Source organism: Aeromonas sp. Marseille-Q7275 (genome assembly GCF_965119515.1).
Genome location: NZ_CBCPLW010000017.1, coordinates 16,098 through 34,536, shown reverse-complemented (window position 1 = coordinate 34,536; position 18,439 = coordinate 16,098). Strand labels below are relative to the sequence as shown.

At 63.3% G+C, this 18,439-nt stretch carries 15 protein-coding genes; 5 read left to right on the top strand and 10 right to left on the bottom strand.

Going from position 1 to position 18,439, the window contains the following annotated elements; translation table 11 throughout:
- Positions 1-69: 69 nt before the first annotated feature.
- The gene (locus ACWPWQ_RS15730) at positions 70-2,955 is read right to left on the bottom strand and encodes an HD domain-containing phosphohydrolase (RefSeq protein WP_454010224.1); all 2,886 of its coding nucleotides are present in this window, start codon (positions 2,953-2,955) and stop codon (positions 70-72) included.
- 232 nt (positions 2,956-3,187) lie between these two features.
- Between ACWPWQ_RS15730 and ACWPWQ_RS15725 the strand changes: the two genes are divergently transcribed.
- Entirely contained in the window at positions 3,188-4,177 is a 990-nt protein-coding gene (locus tag ACWPWQ_RS15725) for a luciferase-like monooxygenase (protein WP_342058824.1), read from the top strand.
- Positions 4,178-4,347: 170 nt separating this feature from the next.
- On the top strand, positions 4,348-4,833 hold the full coding sequence (locus tag ACWPWQ_RS15720; RefSeq protein ID WP_454010223.1) for a 2TM domain-containing protein: 486 nt from the start codon (positions 4,348-4,350) through the stop codon (positions 4,831-4,833).
- 114 nt (positions 4,834-4,947) lie between these two features.
- Here ACWPWQ_RS15720 and ACWPWQ_RS15715 read toward each other — a convergent pair whose 3' ends face one another.
- The 6 genes from ACWPWQ_RS15715 to lptD are packed head-to-tail and all read right to left on the bottom strand — an operon-like array spanning position 4,948 to position 11,722.
- Complete coding sequence (locus ACWPWQ_RS15715) at positions 4,948-5,769, bottom strand: symmetrical bis(5'-nucleosyl)-tetraphosphatase (protein WP_342058822.1); 822 nt, start codon at positions 5,767-5,769, stop codon at positions 4,948-4,950.
- Between the two features lie 6 nt (positions 5,770-5,775).
- Entirely contained in the window at positions 5,776-6,135 is a 360-nt protein-coding gene (apaG, locus tag ACWPWQ_RS15710) for a Co2+/Mg2+ efflux protein ApaG (protein WP_429109358.1), read from the bottom strand.
- A gap of 4 nt (positions 6,136-6,139) precedes the next feature.
- Complete coding sequence (gene rsmA / locus ACWPWQ_RS15705; RefSeq protein ID WP_162519146.1) at positions 6,140-6,967, bottom strand: 16S rRNA (adenine(1518)-N(6)/adenine(1519)-N(6))-dimethyltransferase RsmA; 828 nt, start codon at positions 6,965-6,967, stop codon at positions 6,140-6,142.
- Positions 6,957-7,952, bottom strand: coding sequence for a 4-hydroxythreonine-4-phosphate dehydrogenase PdxA (pdxA, locus tag ACWPWQ_RS15700; RefSeq protein WP_454010222.1), 996 nt, complete (start codon positions 7,950-7,952; stop codon positions 6,957-6,959). Before pdxA ends, rsmA begins: the two co-directional genes overlap by 11 nt.
- Positions 7,953-7,966: 14 nt before the next feature.
- On the bottom strand, positions 7,967-9,259 hold the full coding sequence (surA, locus tag ACWPWQ_RS15695) for a peptidylprolyl isomerase SurA (RefSeq protein ID WP_139435016.1): 1,293 nt from the start codon (positions 9,257-9,259) through the stop codon (positions 7,967-7,969).
- A 30-nt stretch (positions 9,260-9,289) separates the two neighbouring features.
- Positions 9,290-11,722, bottom strand: a complete 2,433-nt coding sequence (gene lptD, locus ACWPWQ_RS15690) for an LPS assembly protein LptD (RefSeq protein WP_454010221.1) — start codon at positions 11,720-11,722, stop codon at positions 9,290-9,292.
- Positions 11,723-11,896: 174 nt separating this feature from the next.
- Between lptD and ACWPWQ_RS15685 the strand changes: the two genes are divergently transcribed.
- The 3 genes from ACWPWQ_RS15685 to djlA are packed head-to-tail and all read left to right on the top strand — an operon-like array spanning position 11,897 to position 14,428.
- On the top strand, positions 11,897-12,925 hold the full coding sequence (locus ACWPWQ_RS15685; RefSeq protein ID WP_454010220.1) for an aminoglycoside phosphotransferase family protein: 1,029 nt from the start codon (positions 11,897-11,899) through the stop codon (positions 12,923-12,925).
- Positions 12,922-13,590, top strand: a complete 669-nt coding sequence (gene murU, locus ACWPWQ_RS15680; RefSeq protein ID WP_139435010.1) for an N-acetylmuramate alpha-1-phosphate uridylyltransferase MurU — start codon at positions 12,922-12,924, stop codon at positions 13,588-13,590. The genes ACWPWQ_RS15685 and murU overlap by 4 nt, the downstream gene beginning before the upstream one ends.
- A 19-nt stretch (positions 13,591-13,609) precedes the next feature.
- Complete coding sequence (gene djlA, locus ACWPWQ_RS15675) at positions 13,610-14,428, top strand: co-chaperone DjlA (RefSeq protein WP_139435008.1); 819 nt, start codon at positions 13,610-13,612, stop codon at positions 14,426-14,428.
- A gap of 68 nt (positions 14,429-14,496) precedes the next feature.
- Here djlA and ACWPWQ_RS15670 read toward each other — a convergent pair whose 3' ends face one another.
- From ACWPWQ_RS15670 to ettA, 3 genes are all read right to left on the bottom strand, one after another.
- Complete coding sequence (locus tag ACWPWQ_RS15670) at positions 14,497-15,852, bottom strand: NCS2 family permease (RefSeq protein WP_171272518.1); 1,356 nt, start codon at positions 15,850-15,852, stop codon at positions 14,497-14,499.
- A gap of 262 nt (positions 15,853-16,114) precedes the next feature.
- Positions 16,115-16,450: a hypothetical protein gene (locus tag ACWPWQ_RS15665; protein ID WP_454010219.1), complete on the bottom strand. Its 336-nt coding sequence runs from the start codon at positions 16,448-16,450 to the stop codon at positions 16,115-16,117.
- 133 nt (positions 16,451-16,583) lie between these two features.
- The gene (ettA, locus tag ACWPWQ_RS15660) at positions 16,584-18,251 is read right to left on the bottom strand and encodes an energy-dependent translational throttle protein EttA (protein ID WP_005329110.1); all 1,668 of its coding nucleotides are present in this window, start codon (positions 18,249-18,251) and stop codon (positions 16,584-16,586) included.
- Between the last annotated feature and the right edge of the window lie 188 nt (positions 18,252-18,439).

Below are 18,439 nucleotides of genomic sequence, written 5' to 3'. Positions count from 1 at the left end.
GCAGCCTGGAGATGAAAAAACGGTCAACCTCGGTTGACCGTTTTTTTATGGGCGCCCGGGGAATCGCGGCTAGCGCGGCTCCGCCAGCAGGGCCTGGCAGGCCGCCTCGTCCAGCTGCTCGGGGGTGAGGAAGCGCAGGGCATAGTCCCGCCAGACGCCGCTGTCGAGGAAGAGGGAGAACAGGGCCGGGTCTATATGCTGCTCCTGCACCATCCTCTGCATGATGGTCAGGGACTGGGAGACCGTCTTGCCCGACTTGTAGGGACGATCGCTCGCGGTCAGGGCCTCGAAGATGTCGGCGATGGCCATGATGCGGGCGGGAATGCTCATCTGCTCACCCAGCAGCTGGCGCGGGTAGCCGGTGCCGTCCATCCGCTCGTGATGGCCCCCTGCGATCTCCGGCACCTTGCGCAGGTGACGGGGGAAGGGGAGTCGTTCCAGCATGCGGATAGTCTGGATGATGTGATCGTTGATCTTGTAGCGCTCCTCCTCGGTGAGGGTGCCACGGCCGATGGCGAGGTTGTAGCGCTCTCCCCGGTTGTAGAGATGGGTGGGCACCCGCACCTTGAAGCCCCAGGGATTGTGCCTGGCCAGGTTGTCGTGGGCGGGGCGGGGAATCAGGTGCACCGGCTTGTCGGCCAGCAGTGGCTCGCGGCAGGGTAGCGGCACCGCCTCCCCGGGATGGCGCCTGAGCTCCTCCGGGCTGACGCCGAGGCGATCATCCAGGGTGCGCAGCCAGGTGCGGCTGGCGATGGCATCGAGCCGTGCCAGTTTTTCCGGTGCCATCCACTCGCCCCCCAGGTTGCACTCGGCGACGAAGGCGAACTCCTGATCCAGCATCTGCCAGATCGGGGTCACGGCCTCGAGGGCTGCCTGCCGATCGGAGGCGGGCAGCCGGGCCGCCAGCGCCTCTATATGGGCGTCGCGCTTGAGCACCTCGAAACGGGTGCGGATCTCGTGGATCCTGTCGTAGATGGTCTCCAGCTTGGTGGCCTTGTCCACCACGAACTCAGGTGTGGTGACCTTGCCGCAGTCGTGCAGCCAGCTCGCGATATGGATGGCCTCCCACTCCTCGTCGCTGAGGGTGAAGTCGCCAAAGGGGCCTTGCTGCTGGGCGCAGGCCGCCTCCGTCAGCATGCGGGTCAGTTCGGGCACGCGCTGGCAGTGGCCTCCGGTGTAGGGGCTCTTGGCGTCGATGGCGCCGGCGATGAGCTCGATGAAGGCCTCCAGCAACTGCTTTTGCTCCTCCAGCAGGCGCTGATTCTCGATGGCGGAGGCTGACATGCCCGCCAGCGCCTCGATGAGGCTGATGCGTGACGCCAGCTCCCGTGGTGCGCAGTCCGGCAGGATCAGCAACAGGCAGCCGATCAACTCCTGGCGGTGATTGTAGAGGGGCTCGGCCAGCAGCTGGCGGGGGCCGGGGAAGGGGCCCCAGTCGGCGAGGTAGTGCGACCACTGCTCGGCGTTGAGGGGCAGGCTGAGCCGCTCGCTATGGTAGAGGCCGCCGAGCAGGGACTCCTGCCACTGCACCCGCTCACAATCCAGGGGCTGCCGTTGCCAGATGGCCTGAACAGCCTTCATCTGCCTGTCCTGGGCCAGATAGAGGCAACCGCCCTCCGCCTGGGCCGCCGCCACCGTCTCGTGCAGTATGCGGCTGAGCAGGGAATCGAAGCGGTGCTCGGCCGTCAGCGCCAGACCCATGCTCATGAAGTTGCCCAGGGTCAGCCGCATGCTGGACATGGCCCGGGCGAGATCGTCGATCTCGCGGATCGCCGAGTCGGGCCGCTCGCTCTCGCCGAAGTCGAAGTGCTGGATCCGCTCGGCCTCTTGCGTCAGCGCCAGCAAGGGGGCGGCGGTGCGCCGCGCTACCAGCCAGATGACGGGCAGCAGCAGCAGCAGACCGGCACATGCCCAGGCCAGGTTGCGCAGGGCGTCGTGGCGGGCCGGTGCGGTGAGCGCGTCCGCCGGGACCAGCAGGGCCAGGTAGAAGGGGGAGTCCTCGTCGAGGGAGGAGAGGTTGACCAGCCAGTCACGGCCATTGCCATCGTCCAGCGTCAGCTCGGCCGGCTCGTGCAGCAGGGCGGGCCTGGAGGCCATCTCCTGTTGCAACCTGGCCAGTATGGGGTGCTTGAGCGCAGACAGCATGGGCAGGCGGCTCAGCTGTTCGAAACTGGGCAGCTGCTCGGGATCCGTGGCCAGCAGGGTTCCGAATTCGTCGAACATCACCAGCTGGCAGTGGCTCGGCAGGGGCAGCTCGCCGATGAGGGAGGAGAGCCCCTCCACGCCGGCATCCAGCCCTATCACAGCCCGGCGATCGTCGCTCTCCACCGCCAGCGTCATGCCCGGCTCCTTGGTGGTGAAGAAGAGATAGGGGTGGGTCACTATGATGCCGGTGCCCCAGCGGGCCTCCTTGTACCAGCCGCGGTCGCGGGGATCGAACTGGTAGTCCGGCATGGGCCGCCGCTCCAGCAGCCGCAGGCGCTGGTTGAAATAGAGAAACTCTCCCCGGCCCTGGCTCAGGCTCTGCACCAGCAGGTGGCTCCCGGGAGGGGGGCTGTCCAGCAACCCCCTGGCCCGCTCGGTCAGCTTGCGCACCAGGAAGAAGTCGCCGTTCTCGTAACCGGCATAGATGGCGCCATAGCTGGCGCTGTTGGCCAGCACCTCGGCCAGCTGGGGCAGGTAGCCGAGGCGGGACTCCAGGCTGGTCATGGCGGCCAGCTGGCCACTGCGCAACAGGCTGAGCGACATGCGGGCCGGGCGCTGGTTCAGCTTGATGGCGAGCGCCAGCTGCTCCCTGTACTGCTGGAAGTTTTGCCGTTCGTGCTCCAGCCCCTGCTGCATGCCCTGTTGAAACTGCAGCATGATGAGGGCGCCCCCCAGCACGGAGAACAGCAGTATGAAGAGGGTGGCAATGTGCACGTAAAAGGGCTTGCTGCCGAGGCTTGCTTTTGTCATGGACCTGTCCTTGTCCTGCGGGCGCTCCCCGCGATGATCTGCTAACAGTGTGCTCGCAAGATGACAAAAAGCATAGGAGGCGGGGGCCAGAACGGGGGCCCTTATCTTCTGGCGTTCCCCTTGCCGCGAGCTGCATGGCGCGGGTCCCGGCAGCCTGGTCAGGTGATTCATTCAGATATCTCGTGCTACATTGCTCCACTGGTGAATCGCCTGTGAATCAATGGAGTGTCCCATGTCTGCCATCCCCTATTCCGTCCTGGATCTGGTGCCCGTCCCCGAAGGAAGCCAGCCGGCCGAGTCGTTTCGTCATTCGCAGGATCTGGCCCGGCATGCCGAGCGCTGGGGCTACCACCGCTACTGGCTGGCGGAGCATCACAACATGCCGGGGATCGCCAGTGCCGCCACCTCGGTGCTCATCGGCCATCTGGCCGGTGCCACCAGCACTCTGCGGCTGGGGGCCGGCGGCATCATGCTGCCGAACCACTCCCCCCTGGTGATCGCCGAACAGTTCGGCACCCTCGCCTCTCTCTACCCGGATCGCATCGATCTCGGTCTTGGCCGTGCACCCGGTACCGATCAGCGCACCATGCAGGCGCTGCGCCGCCAGCGCAGCGGCGAGGTGGATGACTTTCCTGCGGACGTGCGCGAGCTGATGGGTTACTTCGGTGACGAGGTGGGCGCCGTGCAGGCGGTGCCCGGCCAGGGGCTGCACGTGCCGATCTGGCTGCTGGGCTCCAGCCTCTACAGTGCCCAGCTGGCGGCCGCCATGGGGCTGCCGTTCGGCTTTGCCTCCCACTTTGCCCCCGGCCTGCTGTTGCAGGCACTCGAGATCTACCGCACCCAGTTCCGCCCTTCCGCGCGCTGGCCCAAGCCTTATGCGGTGGTCTGCATCAACCTGATCGCCGCCGACACGACCCGGGAGGCCCGCTTCCTGTTCACCACGCTCCAGCAGCAGTTCCTGCGCCTCTACCGGGGGGATGCTGGCAAGCTGCCGCTGCCGGTGCAGAGCCTGGGAGAGGCGTGGTCACCCCGGGAGCTGATGGCGATGGAGCAGACCCTGGCCCGCTCCCTGGTGGGGGATCCGGATCAGGTGCGTCACGGCCTCAAGGCCTTGCTGGCCGAAACCGGGGCCGACGAGCTGATGTTCAACGGTCCCATCGTCGATCATCAGGCCAGACTGCGCTCCTTCGAGATCGCCGCCGAGCTGATGCGGAGCCTGTGACGGCCTGTGCGGGCACACCAGCTTGTGTGTCCGCACCGGGGTGAACCTCCTGTTCATATTTCAAGTCTTTGATTTGAAACGATAGTCAGGTTTGTGTCGGCCCTCTGTCGTGTCACCTCTCGCCGTGCCAGCCCTATGCTGGCCCCGTCAATCACCACAAGGAGTCCAAGATGATCGTCAGGAAGTTGAGATTGCAGCGGGGTTGGTCCCAGGATCAGTTGGCGACCCTGACTGGCTTGAGTGTCCGCACCATACAGCGGATCGAGCAGGGCCAGCAGCCCGGACTGGAATCCCTCAAGGCCCTGGCTGCCGTCTTTGAGCTCGATGTGACTCAACTGCAGGAGAGCGAGATGAAAGGGAACGAGACCGACAGTCAGGGGACAGTGCATGTGGCCAGGGATGAGCGGGAGGCGATGAAGTTCGTCGAGGGGCTCAAGGGCTTCTATGGCCACCTCATCAGCTATGTGCTGGTGATAGGGGGGCTGTTTGTCATCAACTACCTGAGCAACCCGGACTATATCTGGGCCTGGTGGCCCATGCTGGGCTGGGGGCTGGGGCTGGCTTCCCACGCCATCAGCCTGTTCCAGCCATTCAAGCTGTTCGGGCCAGACTGGGAGCGGCGCCAGGTCGAGAAACGGCTGGGGCGCAAGCTGTAAGCCACGACCTCACCCCATAAAACGGGCCCGACAATGCCGGGCCCGTTTTATATCCGCTCTTCCTGATGACTGACTGGCATCAGTGAGACTGGGGTCGCTGCCTGGGCGTAATACTCACTTGGCATAGGCAGGGCAGGGGGTCGCTATCAGGGCATCGTCCTCGTAGCGCCACAGGGTGAGGCTGTTGCCCCAGACGCAGCCGGTGTCCAGCCCCTTGATGTCATCTTTGCCGGTGGCGCCCATCAGGGCCGCCCAGTGGCCGAACACCAGTATGGGATCGTCCACATGGTGCTCGCGCTGCTCGAACCAGGGACGCAGACCGGGAGTGGACTCCGTGGGCCCCTTCTTGCACTTGAAGTCGAGCCGGCCATCGAAGTAGCAGAAGCGCATCCGGGTGAAGGTGTTGATGATGTAGCGGTAGCGCTCTATCCCCAGCAGATTTTCGTCCCAGCTATCGGGCTGATCGCCATACATGTTGTGCAGCAGCCAGCTGTACTGATCGCCGCGCAGCAGCGTCTCCACCTCGCGGGCACAGCTGCGTGCCGTGTGGGCATCCCAGGCCGGAGAGAGACCGGCATGGATCATCATGATGGGGAGATCCGGGTGCTCCGCCAGCAGGGGGCGATGGCGCAGCCACTCCAGCAGCTCGTCCCGATCCGGGGCTTCCATCAGGGCCTGCAGCTTGTCTTTCTTCTTGAGGGGGGCGACCCCATGAGCCACCGCCAGCAGGTGCAGGTCGTGGTTGCCGAGCACGGTCACGGCGCGGTTTCCCAGTGACTTGACGAAGCGCAGGGTGTTGAGAGAGTCCGGCCCGCGGGCGACCAGATCGCCGCACAGCCAGAGGGTGTCGTTGTCGGGGTCGAATTCGGCAAGATCCAGCAGACGGCGCAGATCGTCGTAGCAGCCCTGGATATCACCGACGAAACAATTCGCCATGAAACCTCAGTTGATAATGTTGGGAACGGCCAGTGTGAAGGGGGCTATGGGGGCCTCAAACTGCTGCCCCGATTCGTCTTGCAGGGTGTAACTGCCTTCCATCACGCCGAAGGGGGTGGGGAGGGGAACGCCACTCTGATAGGTGAAGGTCTCGCCGGGGGCGATGAAGGGCTGCTCGCCCACGACCCCGGGACCTTCCACTTCCAGCATCTTGCCATTGGCATCCGTGATGAGCCAGCGCCGATGCAGCAGCTGCACCTTGCCCGGCCCCAGATTCTCTATCTCGATGAGATAGAGAAAATGGTAGGGATCCTCGGTGCCCGCCACATAGCTGGGGTGCGGGCGAACCACTATCCGGGATGCCATGGGATCAGGCCTGCTGCTGATCGGCCAGCCAGTTGGCTATCATGACGAACTGCTCGAGGGAGAGGTTCTCCGGGCGCAGGTTGCCATCGATGCCAAGCTCGGTCAGCTGAGCGTCGGTGATGAAGTTGGAGAAGCTGTTGCGGATGGTCTTGCGACGCTGGCCGAAGCCCTCGGTGCAGACCCGGCTCAGGCAGCGGATGTCTTTCGCGACTATGGTCGGGTTCTTGTGCGGGATGAGGCGCACCACGGCCGAGTCGACCTTGGGGGCTGGCTTGAAGGCGCCGGGGCCCACTTCCAGCACGGGCACCACCTGGCAGTAGTACTGGGTCATCACGCTCAGGCGGCCATAGGCCTTGCTGCCGGGACCGGCGGCCAGACGCAGTACCACTTCCTTTTGCAGCATGAAGTGCATGTCCTCCACCCGGTCGGCGAACTCGCACAGGTGGAAGATGAGCGGGGTGGAGATGTTGTAGGGCAGGTTGCCGAAGATGCGCAGGGGCGGTTTGCCTTCTCCCATCAGGGTGCCGAAGTCGAAGCGCATGGCATCGGCCTCGATCACCGTCAGCTTCTCCTTGAGGGTCGGGTGCTCGCGCAGGCGAGCCGCCAGATCCCGGTCAAGCTCGACCACCGTCATCTTGTCCATCTGGGAGGCGACCGGTTCGGTCAGCGCCGCCAGACCCGGGCCGATTTCCACCAGGTTCTGACCCGGTTGCGGATTGATGGCGGCGACGATCTGGTCGATCACATAACGGTCGTGCAAGAAGTTCTGACCGAAACGCTTACGGGCCGTGTGGCCCATGTGCACCTTGTTGCTCTGCACCTTACTGCTCATATCTTTTTTTCTCTACCATCTGGATGGCGTGGTTAATCGCGGTGACCAGGCTGCCCGAGTCTGCCAGGCCCTTGCCTGCCAGATCCAGCGCTGTGCCGTGATCCACCGAAGTACGGATGAATGGAAGTCCGAGGGTGATGTTGACCGAGTTGCCAAAGCCCTTGTATTTGAGCACCGGCAGCCCCTGGTCGTGGTACATGGCGAGTACCGCATCCGCATCCTTGAGGTATTTCTCCTGGAACAGGGTGTCGGCCGGCAAGGGGCCGACCAGATCTATCCCTTCCTGGCGCAGACTGGCCAGGGCGGGTTCGATCACGTCGATCTCTTCACGGCCGAGATGGCCCCCTTCCCCGGCATGGGGGTTGAGGCCGCAGACGTAAATTCTGGGGTGTGCTATGCCGAACTTGCCCTTGAGATCCGCATCCAGGATGCGGATCACCTTGGCAAGACGCTCCTGCGTGATGGCCATGGCCACGTAGGCGAGGGGAATGTGGGTGGTCGCCAGCGCCACCCGCAACCCTTCGGTGGCCAGCAGCATCACCACGTCGGTGGTGTCTGACTGCTGGGCGAAGAATTCGGTGTGGCCGCTGAACGAGACGCCCGCCTGGTTGATGATCCCCTTGTGCACCGGGCCTGTCACCACGGCGGCGAATTCGCCGCTCAGGTTGCCGTCGCAGGCGCGCTGCAGGGTGGCCAGCACATAGGCGCCATTGCCCTCGTCGAGCTCGCCCGGCACCACGGGGGCGCCGAGGGGGACGGGACAGACCGTCAGGGTTCCCGCCCGCTGACCCCTCACGGGGGCAGCGGCATCATAGGGTTCCAGCTCGATGGGCAGTCCCAGCAGGGCGGCGCGCTCGCGCAGCAGCGCCGGGTCGGCAATCACCACCAGCTGGTGCGGCCAGTCCCGCTGGGCTATCTGCAGCACCAGATCCGGGCCTATGCCGGCGGGCTCACCCGGCGTGATGGCAAGACGATGGCTGTTCATCTGCTCGTCGCCCATTAATTGGGTTCGATCTGGATGTAGGCTTCGTCGCGCAGCTCATCCAGCCAGGCCTGGGACTCTTCGGTGAAGCGGCGGTTGAAGATGAGCTGATAGGCGCGCTGTTCCTGGGCCTTGCCGGTGGCATCCTGGCTGCGGCGATCTTCCAGCTGCACTATGTGCCAGCCGTGGCTGGTGCGGAAGGGCTCGCTGATCTGGCCCGGTTGCAGGCGGTTGACCATGTCGCGGAACTCAGGCACATAGACGTTGGGATCAGACCAGCCCAGCTCGCCACCCTGCACCGCAGAGCCCGGATCCTCGGAGTACTTCTCCGCCATGCTGGCAAAGCTCGCCTTGCCGCTCTTGATGTCGTGCAAGATGCCGTCCAGAGTCCCCTTGGCCTTCTCCTCGGAGAGGATGATGGAGGGCTTGATCAGGATGTGGCGGGCCTTCACCTCGGTCTGCATCACTTGCTGCTGACCCTTGGTGTCGAAGATCTTGATGATGTGCAGACCGGCGCCGGAGCGCAGCGGGCCGACGATATCGCCCTTGCCGGCGCCCTGTACCGCCTCGGACATCAGGGTCGGCATCTCCTGCGGGCTCATCCAGCCCCAGTCACCCCCTTCCAGGGCCTTGGGGCCGTTGCTCTCGGCGATGGCCAGCTTGCGGAAGTCCGCCCCTTCCTTCAGGGCGGCAAGGATGCGCTCTATCTTGGCCTTGGCGGCGTTGAGCTGCTCGGCATTGGGGTTGTCAGGCAGGGCAACCTGGATGTGACCGACGTGGTATTCGGTCTGTTGCTGGCCCTGCTTGCTCAGGGCCTCGACCACCTGCTTCACCTCCTGCTCGGAGATGTTGATGCGGCGGCGAACCTGGCTGCGGCGTACCTCGTTCATCAGGATCTCGCGGCGCACCTCTTCCCGGTACTGGGCATAGGTCAGCCCTTCCCGTTCGAGCTGGGCACGCAGCTGCTCCAGGTTCATCTTGTTGTCGGCGGCTATGCTCTGGATGGCCTGCTCCAGCTGGGTATCACTGATCTTGAGCCCCTGGCGATCCGCCAGCTGCAGCTGCAGGCTCTCCTGGATCAGACGATCCAGCGCCTGCTTGCGCAGGGTGACGTCATCGGGCAGGGATTGGCCGCTCTCCTGTGCGGAAGCCTTCACCTTCTGCACCAGGGCTTCCTGCTGACTGGCCAGCACCACGTCCTTGTTGACCACGGCAAGCACCTTGTCCACCAGCTCGGGCGCGGCGAGGGCGCCCTGGCTCATGACTCCAAACAGGCCTGCGGTCAGCAGGGAAATCAACGTCTTCTTCATATCCATCTCTCAAGGCGTTTGCCAGACCCGTTATTGGTCTCGCAGGTTAAACGGACGAATGTAAGGCAGTGCTTCGGTGTCAAGGGAGGTGCCCTTGGAGCCGGTACCCACGCTACCCAATCCTTTCATTTCAAATTGAATGCCGAGGCTGCGCTCGGACGTCGGGGCCAGGTTCACGTTGTCCGGCGTATTGACCCACTCCAGGTTGAAGTTGATGCTCCAGCAGCAGGAGTCATATTTCAGACCCACCTTGCGGTCAACTTTGACGTTCTGATCGAGCTCCTGATAGTAGCCGCCATAGAGGTGCCACTGATCGTTGAGCGGTGTGGTCAACAGCAGGCCGATCTGGTTGAGATCCGTCACCTCGCCCTTGCGATCCAGGTCGTAGTTGGCGTCCCGCACGAAGCGGTGGCTCAACTGGCTGATCAGCTTCTCGTGGCGGTACTCCAGGGCGCTGTTGGAGGAGCTTATCTGACGCTGCTCCAGATCATATTGTGCCCCGGCATGGGCATACCACTGCTCGTTGATCTTGGCGTCACCCTCGAATGAGAGCGGGGAGCGGGTATTGGTGCTCAGCTCGTCGCTGGAGTAGAGTTTGACCCTGGGCGCCACGAAGTCGAAGGCTTGGGCAACGGCCAGCCGAATTCGTTCATCTCCGGCCGGATCATAGATACGGGTGGTGACGCCGACCGAGAGCCGGTTGGAGTCGCTGATGCGATCCAGGCCGGCGAAGCGGCGGTCGCTGAACAGGCTGTAGTAGTCCTGACGCATGGTGGTGGAGTCGTAGACCCCGATGTTGTCCTGATCCTTGTAGGGCACATAGAGGTACTGGAACTCGGGCTCCAGGGTCTGGCTGGCCCCTTCGCCGAACCACTGCTGGTTGCGCTCGAAGGTCATGCCGCCCTTGAGGCGAAACGAAGGCAGCACCCGGGTGATGATACCCTCTTCCAGGGTGACATCCCCCCCACCCTGAGGCGTGAATCGGTTGGTGAAGGTGCTGCTCATGTCATCCGGCACCGTCTGATCGTAACGGGTGTACATCAGCTTGTACTGGCTGTCGAGGAAGTAGCCGGCTTCGTCGATGAGCGGTATGGTCAGGGTGGGCGCCGTGTAGACCCGGGTGCCGGTATAGGCCTCCCCCTGGTTCTGCTGGATAGCCTGGTCGTTGTTGTAGCCGAAGTTGGTCAGCTCTGTGCTCCAGGCCAGATCGTACCAGCTGCCCTGGTGGTAGTAGTTGTGGTTGATGCGCGGCATCAGCTCGTGGGGCTGCTGGGCACTGGCCAGCAGGATCTGGTAGGTGCGCACCTCGGCATTGAGGTTCCAGTTCTGCTGGAAGTAGCCGGCCGTGAGGGACTGCTGCAACTGGTTGTCGACCTGGGTCCCCACCTTGGGGGAGAAGTCGTTGAAGTAGTTGTAGTCCCGATCCCGCACCTTGGTGTAGTCCACCGACACCCGCAGGGCGTTGTCCATGAACATGGAGGTGTGGCGGGCGTTCAGCAGGTAGCGATGCCCATCGGACAGGTAATCGTTGAGGCTGTCCGTCTCGTCGTACTGCTTGTCATCCGCCAGGTTTTCGAAATAGAGGCTGCCCACGTGGGCCGGGTCCGGCATGTAGCGGAACTCGACCTGCTCCATAAGGCCCCGTCTGTCCATGAAGCGGGAGGTGATGGTGGCATCGTAGTTCGGCGCTATGTTCCAGTAGAACGGCTGGGTGATGTCCATGCCGTTCTTGGAGCTTTGGGTATAGCCCGGGTAGAGCAGGCCCGTCTTGCGCTCATCCTTGATGGGGAAGTTGATATAGGGGAAATAGAAGACCGGATAGTCATAGAGCCAGAGGCTGGCGTTCCAGGCTTCCCCGAACACCTCGGACTGATCGATGTCGATGCTGCCGGCCTTCAGGGTCCAGGCCTCCTGACCCGGTGGGCAGGTGGTGTACTGGGCCCCCTCCAGGGTGATGTTCTGGTTGTTGTTGGTCATGGTGACTTTTTCGGCGAAGCCGCGCACCGGTGAACCATGCACCTGATACTTGCCCTCTTCCAGCTCGGAGTTCTTGGTGTCCAGGTTGGATTTGAGGGTCTTGTCGCTGGTGACAGTAATCTGGCCATCGTTGTAATAGATGTTGCCGATGGCGATGACGTCCCGGCTCTTCTGATCGAGCTGGGCATAGTCGGAGTCAAATTTGCGCACGCCCTGACGCACCTTGACGTCACCTTCATAGACGGCGGTGCCACCCTGCTTGGCCTCAAGGCGATCGGCATCCACTTCGACGGGCTGGGCATTGGCGTCCTGATCCGCGCTGGGTTTCTCGACCTTGGGGACATAGTCATAGCAGAGGCTGTTGAGGATCCCGGTGGCCGGTGGCGCATTGAGGGGCGCCGCCTGCACCGTGAACGGACTCAGGGCAGGAACAAGGCTGATGGTCAGGGCGATGGGATAAGAAGACCCCAGTGTCCATTTTGTCATGTGAAGGGCTCGCGCAATCCGTAGTAAAAACGGTTGATTCAGGGCATGCATTTTATGTCAGGATCCATCGAGTTGACATTGCATGTCATTGCTTTATGTTAGCCGGCAATGATAAAGCATTATTGCGGCCAGGGCTAACAGCCAAGTGCTGCTTTCCAATTTGGTTCCCGACTCATGCACGATCGCGCTTCCCTGCTATTGCAATGGGCACGCCGGATTACCGGTGATGCCAACCTCTCGTTGACGCTTATTTCCGGTGACGCCAGTTTCCGCCGCTACTTCCGTGGTGGCGGCCTGGTGTGGGTGGATGCTAATCCGAAAACCGAAAAAAATCATGAATTCGTTCGCAATGCCGCCGCCCTGCACGGCGTTGGGCTGCTGGCCCCCGAGGTGAAGGGGGTCGACTATGAGCAGGGGCTGCTGGCGGTCAGTGACCTTGGCGATACCCAGCTTATCGGCTGCCTGAACGATGACAACGTGCTGGCCTGGTATGGCAAGGCCATAGGACTGCTGCCCCGGCTCGGATCGGTGGCGCTCGAGCTCGAGCCCTTCGACGAGGCCTTCATGGCCCGCGAGAACGCCATCTTCCCCGAGTGGCTGCTGGGTCATCACCTGCATCTGAGTCTCGGCGAGACAGAACAGCAACTGCTGGATGAGATGTTCGCCTGCCTCACGCAGAACAACCTGGCCCAGCCCCAGGGGGTGATGCACAGAGACTTCCACAGCCGCAACCTGATGGTGTGCGGTGGTGATACGCCGGACGACAGCCGGCTTGCCGTCATCGACTTCCAGGACATGGTCATCGGGCCGCTGAGCTACGATCTGGTCTCCCTGCTGAAAGACTGTTACGTGCGCTGGCCCGATGAGGTGATCGAGCAGGGCATGAGCCATGGCTTTGAGACCCTGAGCCGGGCAGGCCTGCTCGACGGGCTCGATTATGCCAGCTTCCGTCGTCACGCCGACCTGACCGGCATGCAGCGCCACCTGAAGGCGGCTGGCCTCTTCACCCGTCTCTACCATCGCGACGGCAAGTCCGGCTACCTCAAGGACATCCCCCGTACCCTGGGCTATGTGGTGGACGTGTGCCACCAACATGGGGCCGAGCATCCTGTGCTGGCCCGCTTCGGCGACTGGTTGCAGCAGGTGGTGCTGCCGGGCCTGGCCCGGGCGGCAGAGGCACGGCGTGCCGGGGAGCCGTCATGAAGGCGATGATCCTGGCCGCGGGCCGCGGGGAGCGGATGCGCCCGCTCACCGACCTGCTGCCCAAGCCGCTGCTGGCGGTGGGGGGCAAGCCCCTCATCGTCCACCACATCGAGAAGCTCAAGGCGGCCGGGGTGACCCGGCTGGTCATCAACCACGCCTGGCTCGGTCACAAGCTGGTGGAGGCCCTCGGCGATGGCCGCCAGTTCGGGGTCGAGATCCTGTGGTCGGCGGAGGAGAGTGCCCTCGAGACCGCGGGCGGCATAGTGCAGGCATTGCCACTGCTGGGGGCGGAGCCCTTCTTGGTGATCAACGGCGATACCTGGATTGATGCGGATTATGGTGCTCTGGTGAACCAGTCGCTGGGAGAGGACCTGGCCCATCTCTGGCTGGTACCCAATCCGCCCCAGCACCCTCAGGGGGATTTCTCCCTGCAAGACGGCCGGGTGCTGGACGCGCCAGCCCTCACCTTCAGCGGGGTCGGCCTCTATCACCCGGCGGCCTTTGTCCCCCTGCCTTGCGGTGCCCGCAAGCTGGCACCCCTGCTGCGCGACTGGATGGCACAAGGCCGGGTCGGTGGCACTCTGCTGACCGGCGAGTGGCGGGACATAGGCACAGTCGATCGGCTGCGGGAGCTGGATGACCAGCTGCTTGCCGGCACTCATTAACATCACGAGGTCTTGAACCATGCGTATTTGGGGTAAGGTGCTTGGCGCCTTCTTCGGTTTTCTGCTCGGCAACATCTTCGGTGCCCTGCTCGGCCTCTGGATCGGCCACCGCTTCGATCGGGGCATGGGCATTCGGGGGGCGTTCCAGCGAGCTCCCAGCCAGCAGCAGCAGGCGGTCTTCTTCCACGCCACCTTCGCCGTCATGGGCCACATCGCCAAGGCGAGCGGTCAGGTCACCGAGCACGAGATCCGGGTCGCCTCCAGCCTGATGGACAGGATGCGACTCTCCGGCGAGCAGCGGGTGCGGGCCCAGGAGTCGTTCCGCCAGGGCAAGGAGAGCGATTTTCCGCTGCGCGAAACCCTGGCGGAGTTCCGCCGCGCCAGCCTGGGGCAGCGCGACATCCTGCGTTTCTTCCTCGAGGTGCAGCTGCAGGCCGCCTTTGCCGATGGCAAGGTGGAGGCCAACGAGCGTGCCATCCTGCAGACCATAGCGGACGAGCTAGGCTTCAGCCGTATCGAGCTGGCACGGATCCTGGCGATGGCGGAGGCGCAGATGAACTTCTTCCACCGCCAGCAGCAGGGTGGGCAAGGGCAGCAATACCGGCAGGAGGCCCCTTCCCAGGATCGCCTCAAGGATGCCTACCAGCTGCTGGGGGTGAGCGAGAGCGACAGCGATCAGGATATCAAGCGCGCCTATCGCAAGGAGATGAGCAAGCATCACCCGGACAAGCTGGCCGCCAAGGGGTTGCCCCCCGAGATGATGGAGATGGCCAAGGAGAAGACCCAGGAGATCCAGCAGGCCTGGGAGTGGATCCGAGAGGCCCGCGGCATCCGTTGAACCCTGCCCTTTGCCAGCCATAAAAAATGCCCGTCGATGACGGGCATTTTTGTATGCGAAAGCCGGGATTAGTGGCTGTCGACCCAGACGAACTTGAGCACGAACAGCAGGGCCACCACCAGCACGCAGGGGTTGATCTCGCGCCAGCGGCCGGTGCCCGCCTTCATCACGCAGTAGGAGATGAAGCCCACGGCTATCCCCTCGGTGATGGAGAAGCTGAACGGCATCATCACCGCTGTCATGAAGGCCGGCACCGCTTCGGTCAGGTCTTCCCACTTCACCCGGGTCAGCTCGGAGCACATCAGCACTCCCACGTAGATAAGGGCGCCGGCGGCGGCATAGGCCGGCACCATGGCGGCAACCGGGGAGAAGAAGATCGCCAGCAGGAACAGCACGCCGACCACGATGGCGGTCAGGCCGGTACGGCCGCCGACGGCCACCCCTGAGCTGCTCTCGATATAGGCGGTGACCGATGATGTGCCCATAAAGGCGCCGCCGACCGAGCTCACGCTGTCCACCACCAGCGCCTGCTTCATGCGCGGGAAGTGGCCCTTGTCATCCGCCAGCTTGGCGCGGTTGGTGACGCCGATCAGGGTGCCGGAAGAGTCGAACAGATTGACCAGCATAAAGGAGAAGATGATCCCCGCGAGGCTGATGTCCAGCGATCCCATCAGGTCCAGCTGACCGAAGACGGGGGTGATGCTCGGCGGTACAGAGACGAAGCCTTTGAAGGTCACGTCGCCAAACAGCCAGCCCAGGGTGGTGGTGACCACGATGGCGATCAGCACGGCGGAGTGCACGCCGCGGGCGGAGAAGATGCAGATCAGGAAGAAGCCGAGCAGCCCCAGCAGGCAGGGCAGGGAGGTGAGGTTGCCCACCGTCACCATGGTAGCGGGGCTGGCCACCACTATGCCGGCGTTGTGCAGGCCGAGCAGGGCGATCAGCAGGCCTATGCCGGCTGTGATACCGACCCGCAGGGTGAGGGGGATGTTGGCAATCAGCCAGTAGCGTACCCGCAGCAGGGTGAGGATCAGCAATCCTAAGGCGCCCCAGAAGATGGTGCCCATGCCGACCTGCCAGGAGTAGCCCATGCCGGCCACCACCACGAAGGCGAAGAAGGCATTCAGCCCCATGGCGGGGGCCAGGGCGATGGGCAAGTTCGCCAGCAACCCCATGAGAATGCTGCCGATGCCGGCGATGAGGCAGGTAGTGACGAACACCGCCTGGGTGTCCATGCCCGCCGCAGAGAGGATCTGCGGGTTGACGAACACTATGTAGACCATGGTCAGGAAGGTGGTGATGCCGGCGATGACCTCGGTGCGAGCCGTGGTGCCATGGCCTTTCAGGGCAAACAGGCGCTCGAGCAATCCTTGCCCGGCGGCCGGGTTGGCTGCCTGCTCTGTGGCGTTGTGTGGTTGATTCATGTTGGATTCCAATGGGTGACGTGAAATAAGCAGCAGGCGAACAGTCAACTCCATCCATGGGGGCTGGGTTGCCCTGTTTCTGGCGACTGAGCGACCAGACTCGTCCTGATACCGTGACAGCGCGCACATTTTTACACAGGCGGCGACGTTTACAAACCCCGGATCTGCGAGGTGGATCAATCAATAGAGTAAAAATTCAAACGTTTGCCCGTCGAGGTGCAAAAACAAGGTTCGATAGAGGCTTGTGTTGCCATGGTGCCCCTCAGCGGCTCTTGAGGTAGCGCTCCACCAGCTGGGCCAGCACGGCGTCGCTGTGCTCCTGCAAGGTGGCGAGCGTCAGCCCCATGCGCTGCAGCAGCAGGCCGGCCTGTGCCTCGCTCAGGGTGCGCCCGTCGATAAAGTAGGCCTGCTCGGGCAACTGCTTGTCATGACGGGGGAGCAGCACCCAGTTCACCCGCTCGGGTTCGATGGCGGCAAAGATCCGGCTGGCCGCGGTGCAGAAGGTATCGATGTGGCGCTTGCCATCCGGGCCCAGGCAGCCGGGTTCGATCCGGATCTGGATGGTGACTCTCTTCGGGGGGGCGCTGGTCTGGGTCATCGGTGAGTGCCGGTAGGGGGAAGCGGGAAGAGTGTAAGCGAAAAGGCAAAAGAAAGGGGAGCTCGGGCTCCCCTTGTGACGTTGCAATCCCCCTGATGGGGCGACGCATCACTTCGCTTGCATGGCGGTCCGCTTACTTGGCGATGCGCTTGTACTTGGCGCGGTGCGGCTGGACGGCGTCGGCGCCGTAGGTCTTCTTCTTCCACTCTTCGTATTCGGTGAAGTTGCCCTCGAAGAAGGCAATCTTGCCCTCGTCCTGGTAGTCCAGGATGTGGGTGGCGATACGGTCGAGGAACCAGCGATCGTGGGAGATGACCATGGCACAACCCGGGAACTCCAGCAGGGCGTTCTCGAGGGCGCGCAGGGTTTCGATGTCCAGATCGTTGGTTGGTTCATCCAGCAGCAAGACGTTGCCGCCGGTTTGCAGCAGCTTGGCCAGGTGCAGACGGCCGCGCTCACCACCGGACAGCTCGCCGACCCGCTTCTGCTGATCGGCGCCCTTGAAGTTGAAGCGACCTATGTAGGCACGGCTCGGGAACTCGTAGTTGCCGATGCGCAGGATATCCTGGCCGTCGGCGACTTCCTCGAATACCGTCTTCTTGTCGTTCATGCTGTCGCGGAACTGGTCCACCGAGGCCAGCACCACGGTATCGCCCAGGGTGATGGTGCCGGAGTCCGGCTGCTCCTGACCCGACATCATGCGGAACAGGGTGGATTTACCAGCGCCGTTCGGGCCAATGATGCCGACGATGGCCCCCTTCGGAATGGAGAAGGAGAGATCGTCGATCAGCTGGCGGTCACCGTAGGACTTGCAGAGGTTTGCCACCTCCACCACCTTGTCGCCGAGACGGGGTCCGGGCGGAATGAACAGCTCGTTGGTCTCGTTGCGCTTCTGGTAGTCGTTGGTGTTGAGCTCCTCGAAGCGAGCCATACGGGCCTTGGACTTGGCCTGACGGCCTTTCGGGTTCTGACGCACCCACTCCAGTTCCTTCTCGATGGACTTGCGACGGGCCGCTTCCGAGCTGGCTTCCTGAGCCAGACGGGCGTCCTTTTGCTCCAGCCAGGAGGAGTAGTTGCCTTCCCAGGGGATACCCTCGCCACGGTCCAGCTCCAGGATCCAGCCCGCCACGTTGTCGAGGAAGTAGCGGTCGTGGGTGATGGCCACGACGGTGCCCTCGTAGTCGTGCAGGAAGCGCTCCAGCCAGGCCACGGATTCCGCATCCAGGTGGTTGGTCGGTTCGTCCAGTAGCAGCATGTCCGGCTTTTCCAGCAGCAGACGGCACAGGGCTACCCGGCGGCGCTCACCCCCGGAGAGGTGCTTGATCTGGGCGTCCCAGGCCGGCAGGCGCAGGGCGTCGGCCGCGCGCTCCAGCTGGTTCTCCATGTTGTGACCACCCTGGGCGGCGATGATGGCTTCCAGCTCGCCCTGCTCGCGGGCCAACTTGTCAAAATCCGCATCCGGATCGGCATAGGCCGCATAGACCTCGTCGAGGCGCGCCATGGCGCGTTTCACCTCGCCGACCGCCTCTTCGACCGCCTCGCGCACCGTCTGCTCCGGATCCAGCTTCGGCTCCTGGGGCAGGTAGCCGATCTTGATGCCGGGCTGCGGACGGGCTTCCCCTTCGATCTCGGTGTCGATCCCCGCCATGATGCGCAGCAGGGTGGATTTACCGGCTCCATTCAGGCCTAATACGCCAATCTTGGCGCCCGGGAAGAAGGAGAGGGAGATGTTCTTGAGAATATGACGCTTGGGCGGCACGACCTTGCCGACCCTGTTCATGGTGTAAATAAATTGAGCCATTGGCTAATTCTCTTCCTTTTCAGCAGTTTAATGTCTTTGCATTAACAAACTGACGTCGTGGTGGGGCCTGGTCGGCAGAGGCCGACCCGGTTCCAAAAAACCCGTCGATTGTAAACCAATGGGAAGAGGGCGGCAAAGTAGACAACCGGGGAGCATGGAGTGCAGGGAGTCCCATCGGCAGAGGGGTG